Origin of the sequence: uncultured Nostoc sp. (assembly GCF_964245575.1) — a bacterium.
Classification (GTDB): Bacteria; Cyanobacteriota; Cyanobacteriia; order Cyanobacteriales; family Nostocaceae; genus Nostoc.
In genome coordinates, this window is the sequence record NZ_CAXTNP010000056.1 from 21,387 (window position 1) to 32,872 (window position 11,486).

The window sequence follows — 11,486 nt, forward strand, 5'->3', positions numbered from 1 at the left end:
GCTCTAATCCTTGCTATTGATGAACAAACTATTGGATGAAACGCTGTCAATCAAAATTGCTGAAAGTATAAACAGCAGAGCTAGCACTCCGTTTGATAATGCTTACAAAGCAGCATTATCCATTGAGGGAGCAAAATATATTCAGGGATTTTTAGCTTTTGCAGGGAAACCATACAGACCGATTGAACACAGTTGGATTGAGATCGGCGATACCTCTGATGTCCGCATTATCGATCCCACATTACCGCACCTAAACAAAAATCCCCAAGAACTATGGTATTTTGCAGCACAAAGGCTGACCGTTAAAAAACTGAAGGCCATCATTGAAGAATCCAAAGAAGATTATCCAGAAGATGATCCATTACCAATCTATGGCGATCCACCTTATGAATATTACGGTGATGTTATGTTAGGTGGCCAAGACTACTTGGCAGCATATCAAGCCGCAGAGGCTAAATGCAGAGAAATCAGCGAACTCAACCCTGAGAGTAACTAAGGAGAATGTGGTAACGTACCTACACCTCCTGAATACAGGTAGGTGTAGGCTTCTCAAAGACTCCTGATTGAGGACATAATTTGAGCTTTTACATCGTGCGTCTCACGATTCTTTATATTTATCGCCGCGTTCAAATCTCTGCACAAACTCGTTTGACAACTAGGACAATTGTGCATTCTTTAAGATAGTGGCTTCAAAACCATTTGACCACAGCTATGGCATCCCACACTCTGTCTAGTGAGATGTGGGACTTCTGCTAAAAAAGTTAAATAATTGGTAATTACGAATTATTTAATACGATTTACCATCGCTGCCAAAGTATTCCCTATAGCCACAAATTTTGTCTCCACGCACATCAAAAGAAACTGCTACCCGATTTTTGTAAGGCTGTCCAAACAAAAGCCCCTCATCCCGAAACTCAAAGACAGCCGTCGTTTCACTGCTAGTAACACGGTCTAAACTAGTCAGGTTTAAACCAGGACTGAATGATTCAGAAACGTACTCGAAAAATTCTCTAGCTCGTTCTTTCCCCACATTCAACCCGTGGAATTTTGCCATAGGAAACCAAAGGGTAAAATCTTCTGTGAGCATATCTAACAACAGTTCCCACTCTCCTGTTGCCATCCCATGCGTCAGATTCTCAAATGCCTGTTGAGCAACTTTTAAAGTATTTTCTGAATCTTGCATCATTCTCACTCCCGACCGGATATAAACTAAGCTTAATGGTAAACTCGCGTCATCTTTCCTACATCATCAGAAAATTCGTGATTTCTGTCTAGCAAGTTATTTTTTATAAAAATAATAAAAGCAGATGACAAGCACTCCCAATAAATCAGAGATAGAAAAATCTATTGTCACCTTACCAATACCAGAAACTAACTAAGAGTTTAACTGGAGAAACTGCTGGTATCCGGTAACATTTTTGCAAGACTTATCGAAAGAGACGTAGGTAGAAGTCGAACGGTTGGGAAAAAACCTCAAAGAATTATATTTACCACTCAAGACATCAGATACGTTAGTTATTGAGTACCGCAAATGGTTGAATAAATACGGTTCATCCTTGCCATTTTCTCAGAGCTTTTCTAGCTCAAAGTCTGATGTTCTTAACGAAAACACAAATATTACTCCTATCCCTATATACAGATTAGAACGTCATACCAAAATCTGTAGTTCTTGCAATCAAGCTTATCAAGTGACAAACTTAGTAAAACAAACTTTGATAGGTGTGGCGATCGCTCTCGCAGCTTTAGCTATACTTACAGATAACTCTTGGGTTTCTTGTGTGGCTATTGCGGCTTCTTTATTAGCAGTGGTTTTAGTATTGTAGCCCAGAATGTGAAAACTAGGTTTGAACGTCCCTACACCCGCTATTAACTAATTCGTAATTCTTAGCAAAACAACACACCAAATTATTAAATTGGTGGTTTTTACCTGTTGGGGTTTAAATTCCCAACTAATTCAATTACAAATCACGAAAGCGTTGCGTCATTATCAATTACTGATTATATTAATCCTGCTTCACCGTATTACCTAAAACCTAACAACTACTTTGCCGCAATTATGACCACTGAGGAGGTATTCTACAGCATTGGAAATTGAGTCTATGCCTTTAAACTGTGTTTGGTCAACGGCAACTTTGAGTTTGCCAGTGTAGAACAAGTTTAACAGGCGATCGCGTGCCTCTGGTATATATTCTTTATAATGAGGCATAAGAAAACCGCGAATAGAAGCAGCTTTCCAAAATAGCTGGTGATAAATGCGGGGTTGGGTAATTTGTTGTGGGTTTTTTGCATATTCCGAAATAAAACCAACCACCACTAAACGTCCTCTAACTGCTAAATTATCAACGCAAATATCGAAAACATCTTTACCTACACACTCAAAAATTAAATTAATTCCATTGGGGTATTCTTGTTTGAGGACTTGATTGAGATTTTCTGTATGATAGTTTATGATGCGATCGCACCCTAATTCTCTCAGTAATTTTGCCTTCGCCTCAGAACTACAAGTACCAATGACATGATTCCCGGCTAACTTTCCCAATTGCACCGCAATATGACCAGTTCCCCCTGCTGCTGCTGTTATTAAAACCACTTCATTACTTTTCATCTCCCCCACTTGTTCTAATGCAACCAAAGCTGATACACCTGTAGGTATTAGTGTTAGCAACTCTGGTGTCACTTCACGCACCTTTACTGCTAAGTTCGCATCGATAAGCTGATATTCTCGATAACCGCCACCACGCGCCGTAGTTATTACAGCATCACCTATTTGAAAATCTTTAACCTTTTCACCCACAGCAACAACTTTTCCCACTGCTTCCACACCTAAATCAAAGGGAGGAATCAAGTTAATATAAGGAACATCACCACGACAAAGTAAGGTGTCAAAGCCACCGTTAACGCCAGCAAATTTGTTTTGAATTAAAAGTTCACTAGACGCAGGTTTAGAAATAGGAATTTTGACAATTTCAACGGCAGATTTAAAATCTTGATTAAGTTGCTTTGCTATTAACTTTTTGTAAGTTTGTGAGTTCATTTACCCATCTTATTGAAACAATATAAATTTAAGGTGCATTATGCTTTCAGCTAATGCACCATCAACAATCTAAAGTGTATTACACTAAGCTGATAAAGCTTTATCCCACTCTAATTGATGAGCTAAACCATACTTGATAAAATCTTCTTCTTTAGCTTTATCGCTTTTACCAAAAACGCCTAAGCTGTATGGATTATCTTGCATTCGTTGTGTAACTTGCTCTTTCTCAAATCGGATAACTTCATCTCTAAGCTTATCGGGTTTAAAAAAGTCTACAACCAAAACAGTTCTATCATAATTAGTGTAATTATGCGGGCAGTGTGGATAGCTATGATCTAAAACCAGAAATTTTCCTTCATGCCAATAAAGTTGCTCATGGCATATTTTCATAGCCACATCTCCCTCTGGCACGATTAATCCTAGATAGCCACGATTCATGTGAGGGTTATAGTTCACATGTAGCTTGATATCCAAGCCTGGATGGAATGTGCCAAAATACACATTTCTGATGATTTCATCATCGCTAAAGTTGACTTTTTCTATTACTTTAGCCAAACTTGGAAAATATTTCTCTCTTAATATAAGTGCTTTTTGTGATGCATCATCTGGTCCATAATCAGGATATTGTATTTGATGCGCCTGAATATATTTTTCAATAAACATACCTTGAAATAAAATACCAAAAGCAGTGTATTTTGCATTACCCTTGGTTTGAATTGTTTGACTTTTAGGCCCCAAAATATCATAAGTTAACTTTAACTCGTCATCAGATGCATTCTTAATAAAACGTGTAAACTCATCTCTAATCACTTGCCAGTTATCTTCAAAACTTTTGAGGAAAGTAAATTCTTTTGGGTCTATATGATACTCATTAAATCTTTCCATTGTCTTTTCTCCTGAAGATGATTTCATAAAAAACCGTTATATAATGATGGGATTTGGTCTTCATCCCGATTCGATGTTGGAATTCCTGACTAAACTCATTTTAGTGTGAGGTCTACTGTGTCTGAAACTCCCGTATTAGATAAAATTATCAAAAATGTGCGGGTAGTTCGTCCCCATCAGGATACAATCGAACTACTTGATTTAGGCATTAAGGATGGAAAATTTGCTCAGATTGCCCCTAATATTAGCCCAGACACAGGTAAAGAGGTACTTGATGGCAAAAACCTGTTAGGCTTTCCTGGGGTCGTGGATGCCCATATGCACATCGGTATCTATCAACCTCTCAACAAAGATGCTGTAATTGAAACCAAAGCAGCCGCAATGGGAGGCGTGACTACCAGCCTGAATTACATCCGTACAGGGCAGTATTATCTTAACAAAGGCGGCTCCTACCGCGATTTTTTTCCAGAGGTGTTGGCGTTATCCGCAGGTAATTTTTTTGTAGATTACAGCTATCACATAGCACCTATCGCTAGCCAGCATATCGATGAAATACCTTTATTGTTTGAAGAACACGGTATCTCTTCGTTTAAAATCTTCATGTTTTATGGCGGATATGGCTTGCATGGTTTGTCAGACCAGCAAAACCTCTTTTTAATGATTAATAAAGAGGAACGGTACGATTTCGCCCATTTTGAATTTATTATGCGTGGTCTAACTCGCTTGATGGAAAAACATCCAGAAGCGCGAGATACTATCAGCTTGAGTTTGCATTGCGAAGTTGCAGAAATTCTCAACGCTTATACCAAAATAGTTGAAAACGATTCTAGTCTTAGTGGATTACACGCTTACAGTGCAGCACGTCCTCCTCATTCCGAAGGTTTAGCAATTTGCATTGCTTCTTATTTGGCGCATGAGACTAACTGTGCAAATATCAATTTGTTGCACCTGAGTTCGCGTAAAGCAATGGAAGCAGCTTTGACTATGCAAACTGCTTTTCCTCATATCAATTTTCGGCGAGAAGTTACTATCGGACATTTGTTATTAGATGTCGATACTCCTAATACAATTTGGGCAAAAGTCAACCCTCCTATTCGTCCCCGTGCCGATGTGGAATACTTGTGGCAAGCAGTACTCAACAATCAAGTGGATTGGATAGTTAGCGACCACGCTTGCTGTTCTGCTGAACAAAAAAGAAGTGCTAAAGACCCAAATAATATTTGGTTAGCAAAGTCTGGTTTTGGCGGTACAGAATATTTACTTTCTGGTGTATTGAGTGAAGGTAGCAAGCGGGGGATGTCCTACAATCAGATGGCTAAGTTGCTATCTTGGAACCCATCCCGGCGCTTTGGTTTGTTAGAAAAAGGTGACATTGCCATTGGCTATGATGCTGACTTGGTGCTGGTAGACCCCAATGAAAGCTTTGTGGTACGTGCGGCTGACTCAGAGTCACAACAAGGTTACACACCCTTTGAAGGAGTTGAGTTAAGTGGGCGAGTAAAGAGTACCTTTTTACGTGGAAATTTGATTTACAATAACGGACAGGTTTTGGGTTCTCCTACTGGGCGCTATTTAAAAAGAGTATAGAGTTTTAAACATTTGTATTGTCCAGAAACTCTATAACTACCTTTGATATTTCTTCAGGTATCTGGTTCATCATACAGATGGTTCCATCTGGAAACTCCACAACCTTAGCGTGGGGAATTGCTTGTGATAAGAAATATCGGTCTTTTGCCAGTGCTAAACCTAATTTCTGAAATTCTTCCACATCGTCAATTCCCCAAACTATCAGCGTGGGACACTTAATTGAAGTAAACCTTTCTGCTGCATCTATACAGTAATTTCCTACTGCCCAAACTGCGTACAAAGGATAACCAAAGCATTTCAAATCATCTAAAACCCAACGATGATTCAAATCAGCAGAACCCACATATCTGGAACGGGCTAACCATCTTTCCATCAAGTGAGAACCATCTTCTTTAATGACGAAACCTTCTTGAAATCGCTTCATTAAATCTGCTTTTCCAGCTTCACCAAAACCAGCAACGTTACACAAAATTAAATTATTAACCCGTTCTGGATAAGCTGCGGCCACTTCTCCAGAAACAAAAGCGCCTGTATGGTTTCCCAAGATGTTTGTTTTTTCAATACCTAACTCATCTAACAGGGCAATAACAGTTTTAGCGTAGTCCGCCACTGAATACAATTTTGGTGGTTTATCAGACTCACCAAAACCTATGAAATCCATCGCTATCACGCGGTACTTTTTTATCACAATGGACATTAATTCACGATATTCATCACTACTTCGGGGGTTCATATGCAGTAGTAACAAAGGCTCTCCTTCACCGCCGACCCGATAAAGAATCTGTCCATCTTCAGTGTCTAAAAAAGCTCGCTTGATTGGTTTATTCATAGTACCCTGATAAATTTAGGATTTATATCAACTTTTATTTAATTTGTTTAGCAAATTACCTTTTCTGTGCTATGCTTTCTAACCATTCAATTAGGGGTCTTAAGGTTCCTGGTAATGCTGCTTCACTGACAGTCACCCTATGCTGCTTACCATTATCTTCTACTGTTAACTTATATTGAAAGCGATCGCTCTGAAGATTTGGCGAAGTAATATGTTCAAGTAGCCTAAATAAATCAGCAACTTCCACGAGTCGGGCAAGTGTGCTGGCTTCTTTTGGCGGGAGAGTGTCTGTATCAATAGTTGTTTTCTTAGTAATCCCAGCAAAGCCGCCCCTGCGTTTAAAGTATATCCGCATTTTTTTGCTCTCCATTGCGCTACTTAGTTGGGATAAATACAAAAACTGGGAGATGATAGTTTTCAACTCCTAGTTTAGCAATAACAAACAACACATCTAAAAAAGTTAAAGAGTGAGGAGTTTTTTAACTCATAACTTTTAACTACATTGACAATTTTAATAGTGTTAAGTTTTCCTACTATGTGTGTAACCACAATTTAGTTGGTTAAGCGATCGCTCTTACCTCTATGATGAAATAAGCTAATCCGTATTTAAATTATAATAAAGTTACTAAGCTAAACTGATTAGTTTAGCAAGAAGCTGTCTTTTCACTAACCTCCATCTTCCGTCAGTTGCCAACTTGACATCAAATGCACTAAGCTGTCTTTAGCGCAAGAGGCTTTGCGTTAACTGTCTTTGGTTAGGCAAAAGATGGATTTTAGTCAGACTTTAATTACAAAAAGTGATGCCATTCTTGATCAATGGGTAGAAGCAGTTTACCAAGATGAACAAATTCAAGCTACTAATGAACTTACTTTCAAGGCTGTACGGGATAGCTTACCCCGCATCTTGAAAGCATTAGCAACAGTACTTTCTGAATCTGCAACGAGCGATTTGCAGACAGTAGTAGATGCAAGTTTGGAACACGGTACACTTCGCGCCCAACAAGGATTTGAGCCAGCAGAAATTGCCAGAGAGTATCGTTTACTCCGGTTTGTGATTTTTTCCATTTTAGAAGAAGATTTATTGCAAGGATCAGCACAAGAAGTGTTGAGAGCTGTTCGCCTGATTGATACAGTAATTGATGAAGCGATCGCCCGTTGCTTTGACAGTTATACTCAAGGACGATTACAAGAGCTTAAACAACTCCAAAGTCAGTTGCGGTTGACTAACCAAGAGCTAACTCGTCTGGTTAGCACCAATAAAGATAACCTCTCTCATTTGGCTCATGAACTGAAAACACCCCTGACTTCAATCATCGGTTACGCAGACTTATTTCTGCGCCAGCAGCGTCAACAACCGGAAATCAAGGACACGTATTCAAATATTGAAAGTATTGAGCGAGTTCTCAAGAATGGCAGGCTTCTTCTGCGGTTAATTAACGATACTCTCGAAATTTCGCGCTATAATGCCGGACAGATGAAATTGCAGCCTACTTTAACCGATGTGCGTAGTTTAATCAACTTTGTTTTAGAGATGATTGAGCCACTAGCGCGTGCTAAAGAATTATCCTTGGTTGTTGAATGCGAACGCGCTCCAAGTCAAGTTACTACAGATTCTCTTCGGCTTCAGCAAATTCTGACAAATCTGCTAAGTAACGCAATTCGCTACACAGAATCTGGTTCAATTCATTTGGAGTGCTGGACGGTATCTCAACAGCAGTGGGCTATCTCTGTTACTGATAGTGGTATTGGTATTTCTTTAGATGCTCAAGCACAAATCTTCAATCCTTATTTTCGGGAAGTAACTGCTCCCCAAGTGCAAAGTTCTGATGGTACAGGATTAGGTTTAGCAATAGTCTCTCGATTGGTTCAGTTAATGCATGGTGAAATTAAAGTAGATTCACAGCTAGCAAAAGGGTCTACATTTACAGTAATTTTGCCATTAGAAATCATTGCCTATGAGCAGGGCTGATTATTTCAAGGAAATTTGAAAATGAAATCGCAACTTAAATTGGTGCGTTAACGCAGTGTAACGCACCCTACAGGCGCATCTACTCGTCAATTTGACCAACGCGGCGGATATTCAAAATGTCGCTCATTTTTTTAATTTGGACAAACACTTGCTCTAATTGAGAGCGATCGCGTATATCTATTCCTAAATCCATCAATGCAGGTTGACCAACACAGGTTTTCACCTGAGCATGACGGACATTAATTCCTTGATCACTCAACCGTGACAAAATATCCTTTAGTACCCCTACGCGGTCAAGAGCTTCAATTTGAACATCTACTGGGTACGTGTGCGGACGACCACTATTTTCGGCGGCTGGGTTCCATCTAACTGGTACTAAGCGCTCATACTCCACAGTTTCCAGATTATTGCAGCCTTGGCGATGAATTGAAATACCCCTACCTCGCGTCACCACACCAATAATCGGTTCGCCAGGAATCGGGGTACAACACCCAGCTAAATAATACACCAACCCCTCTACCCCAACAATTGGCGAATCACTGGCGCGGGAAATAGGCACAGGTGAATCCCGCAAAGCTTTTGATGTAGTTGGTTCTTTGGGGATAAATGGCGACACGGTGGAAACTGGTTGTTGTCCCTTCGCCACTTCTCGCCAACGATTTAGCACCAAGTTCAACGTCACTTCTCCGTAACCCAAACCGGCAAGTAAATCGTCTACGCTGTGGTAGTTACACTTTTGGGCGACAGTCTCCATCGCATCCGACTTTAGCAGACTATCAAAACCAGTTTTACCGAGTTCTTTTTCTAACAATTCCCGTCCCCGGGCGACATTTTCTTCCCGACGCGATCGCTTGTACCATTGTTTTATCCGATATTTCGCCGCCGAACTTCTCACAAAGTTCAACCAATCCAAACTCGGATGGCAGTTCTTTTGGGTGAGAACTTCTACAATATCGCCATTGTGTAGCCGCGTTGACAGAGATACCATTCGCCCATTCACCCGCGCCCCTGAACAATGGTTTCCCACTTCCGTATGAATGCGATAAGCAAAATCTACAGTGGTGGAACCGGGGCTTAAAGGAACAACATCCCCCTTAGGGGTGAAGACATAGACATCATCTTCAAATAGATTATCTTTGACGCTATCAAGATATTCTTGTGCATCCTTGAGATCACTTTGCCATTCCAGCAGCTGCCGCAGCCAAGTAAACTTGTCATCCGTCCCTGTCAAATGGCTAATACTAGAACCTCCTGTTTCTTTGTACTTCCAATGGGCAGCAATCCCGTACTCGGCGATATGATGCATTTCGATTGTCCGAATTTGCACCTCCAAAGGACGGCCAGTTAGTCCAATCACCCCAGTATGCAACGACTGGTAACGGTTAGGTTTTGGCAGCCCAATGTAGTCTTTAAATCTTCCAGGAATTGGGCGAAAAGCATCATGAACCACCGCCAACGCCCGATAACATTCCTCATTGCTTTGAACAATAATCCGCAGCGCTGCCAAATCGTAAATTTCATGAAATTCCTTTTGTTGGCGGTGCATTTTTTGGTAAATGCTATAAAGGTGCTTGGGACGACCGCTAATATCCTGAAAGCGGATTCCGGCTTGCTGCAAACGCTCTTGCAACATGTTCGTAGCTTTAGCCAATTTCTCTTCTCGCGCCGTCCGTTTTTCAGAAACATGCTCTTGCATTTGGCGGTAAGCTTCCGGTTCCAAATACTTAAAAGCCAAATCTTCCAGTTCCCATTTAATTCGCCAAATCCCTAAGCGATTGGCTAAGGGTGCAAAGATATCTCGCGTTTCCTGGGCACTGCGGCGGCGGCTGGCCTCTGACATATATTGTAAAGTTCGCATATTATGCAAACGATCTGCCAATTTCACCACAATTACCCGAATATCTTGCGCCATTGCCAAAAACATTCGCCGGAAGTTTTCGGCTTGACTTTCGGTTTTGCTGGTGAAATTGATTTTAGAAAGCTTGGTGACACCTTCAACCAATTGCCGCACTTCTGGCCCAAAGCGTTCTTCTATTTCTTGACTTGTTACTTCTGTATCTTCAACGACATCATGAAGAAATCCAGCTGCTATCATAGCAGGACTGCCTCCCAAGTCATGCAGCAAGTCGGCTACAGCAATGGGATGAGCGATGTATGGTTCTCCCGATTTGCGGTATTGACCTTGATGCAGTTGGAAAGCAAATTCAAATGCGCGACCAATTAAGACTGCATCACTATGCCTTCGGTCATCTTCCGGTATGCCGCTACTTGTGGATGACTCCTTCAAACATTTCTTTAACCATTCTGGAATGGCTAGATCAATTGATGAATTTATAGCTAGACTGCTCATACAATTAGGTTTGGATAGGATCGGTAGATTAAGTGAATGATAAATAAAACTGGCAGCATCGCCGTAAAAAGATGCTGTCGCCCAGAGACGGGTAGAAAAAACAGTGTAAGGATGATTTTCCAATTGCCGATAGCGTAGCGTAAAGCCTTCGGCATAGCTTCGCTTAGAGCGACGCAGGAGCGTCCGGTAGTCATCCAATTTGAGTTTCAAGGATCATAAAGAAAATCCATTGATGGCAAACAAAGCCCCAAATCCTGATTTGAGGCTTTTAGTGCTGATAAGTGTTTAAGAAAGTTTATTGTAGAAGAAAAATTACTTGACATTAATACTATCTTAACTAGCACTGGATGTCTTTAAACCGTGAGAAATATCTGGCACTCGTAACCTTGCTAGAGCAATTACGTTCCGATGCCACAACTACCCAAATTGTTGCACCAGAACTGCGGCAGCGTGTAGCCTCGTTGCAGCAATTCTTTGGGGAGCAGATTGTGCCTTTGGCTGATGAAAACTGGCGAGTGCAGTCTTATCAAACCGAAATGAGCAAGCAACTGCGCCTGTTGGCAATAGATGTGATGTTTTTGCAAGGAGCGCGGCAAGCATCTACTGTACAAACGAGACTTCAGACGATTAGCGATCGCTTGACCACTCTCATTCAATACTGTAATGCCATCCTGCAACCAGAAGCGGAAGGAGAAAAATAACAATTGTTCACCTTTTTCTCTAATTAATCCATCATCTCATTTATGACCTTTGCTGGAAAGTTATTTTGGTAACAAGTTGGGAATGGGGAGTGGGGAATGGGGAATGGAGAATGGGGAGTGGGGAATGGGGA

The 11,486-nt window shown here is 40.8% G+C and carries 11 protein-coding genes; 5 read left to right on the forward strand and 6 right to left on the reverse strand.

The window, feature by feature from the left end; translation table 11 throughout:
* Positions 1-19: 19 nt before the first annotated feature.
* On the forward strand, positions 20-496 hold the full coding sequence (locus ACFFAP_RS11515; RefSeq protein ID WP_375511340.1) for a hypothetical protein: 477 nt from the start codon (positions 20-22) through the stop codon (positions 494-496).
* 291 nt (positions 497-787) lie between these two features.
* Here ACFFAP_RS11515 and ACFFAP_RS11520 read toward each other — a convergent pair whose 3' ends face one another.
* The gene (locus tag ACFFAP_RS11520; RefSeq protein WP_375511341.1) at positions 788-1,186 is read right to left on the reverse strand and encodes a nuclear transport factor 2 family protein; all 399 of its coding nucleotides are present in this window, start codon (positions 1,184-1,186) and stop codon (positions 788-790) included.
* 274 nt (positions 1,187-1,460) lie between these two features.
* On the opposite strand from ACFFAP_RS11520, the gene ACFFAP_RS11525 reads away from it, so the two are divergent.
* Positions 1,461-1,823, forward strand: coding sequence for a hypothetical protein (locus ACFFAP_RS11525; protein ID WP_375511342.1), 363 nt, complete (start codon positions 1,461-1,463; stop codon positions 1,821-1,823).
* A gap of 203 nt (positions 1,824-2,026) precedes the next feature.
* Here the strand turns inward: ACFFAP_RS11525 and ACFFAP_RS11530 are convergent, their stop codons facing one another.
* Positions 2,027-3,034 (reverse strand): zinc-binding dehydrogenase, encoded by a 1,008-nt coding sequence (locus ACFFAP_RS11530; protein ID WP_375511343.1) that lies wholly within the window; start codon positions 3,032-3,034, stop codon positions 2,027-2,029.
* Between the two features lie 84 nt (positions 3,035-3,118).
* Complete coding sequence (locus ACFFAP_RS11535) at positions 3,119-3,919, reverse strand: aspartyl/asparaginyl beta-hydroxylase domain-containing protein (RefSeq protein WP_375511349.1); 801 nt, start codon at positions 3,917-3,919, stop codon at positions 3,119-3,121.
* Positions 3,920-4,036: 117 nt separating this feature from the next.
* On the opposite strand from ACFFAP_RS11535, the gene ACFFAP_RS11540 reads away from it, so the two are divergent.
* Positions 4,037-5,506: an amidohydrolase family protein gene (locus ACFFAP_RS11540; protein ID WP_375511344.1), complete on the forward strand. Its 1,470-nt coding sequence runs from the start codon at positions 4,037-4,039 to the stop codon at positions 5,504-5,506.
* Positions 5,507-5,510: 4 nt separating this feature from the next.
* Here the strand turns inward: ACFFAP_RS11540 and ACFFAP_RS11545 are convergent, their stop codons facing one another.
* Positions 5,511-6,335, reverse strand: coding sequence for an alpha/beta fold hydrolase (locus tag ACFFAP_RS11545; protein ID WP_375511345.1), 825 nt, complete (start codon positions 6,333-6,335; stop codon positions 5,511-5,513).
* 55 nt (positions 6,336-6,390) lie between these two features.
* Positions 6,391-6,690, reverse strand: coding sequence for a protealysin inhibitor emfourin (locus ACFFAP_RS11550; protein ID WP_375511346.1), 300 nt, complete (start codon positions 6,688-6,690; stop codon positions 6,391-6,393).
* Between the two features lie 411 nt (positions 6,691-7,101).
* Between ACFFAP_RS11550 and ACFFAP_RS11555 the strand changes: the two genes are divergently transcribed.
* Positions 7,102-8,304, forward strand: a complete 1,203-nt coding sequence (locus ACFFAP_RS11555; RefSeq protein ID WP_375511347.1) for an ATP-binding protein — start codon at positions 7,102-7,104, stop codon at positions 8,302-8,304.
* 79 nt (positions 8,305-8,383) lie between these two features.
* Here the strand turns inward: ACFFAP_RS11555 and ACFFAP_RS11560 are convergent, their stop codons facing one another.
* A complete protein-coding gene (locus ACFFAP_RS11560) occupies positions 8,384-10,654 on the reverse strand; it encodes a RelA/SpoT family protein (protein WP_375511350.1) in 2,271 nt (756 codons plus the stop codon).
* 347 nt (positions 10,655-11,001) lie between these two features.
* On the opposite strand from ACFFAP_RS11560, the gene patD reads away from it, so the two are divergent.
* Positions 11,002-11,355, forward strand: a complete 354-nt coding sequence (patD, locus tag ACFFAP_RS11565; protein WP_375511348.1) for a heterocyst frequency control protein PatD — start codon at positions 11,002-11,004, stop codon at positions 11,353-11,355.
* Positions 11,356-11,486: the final 131 nt, after the last annotated feature.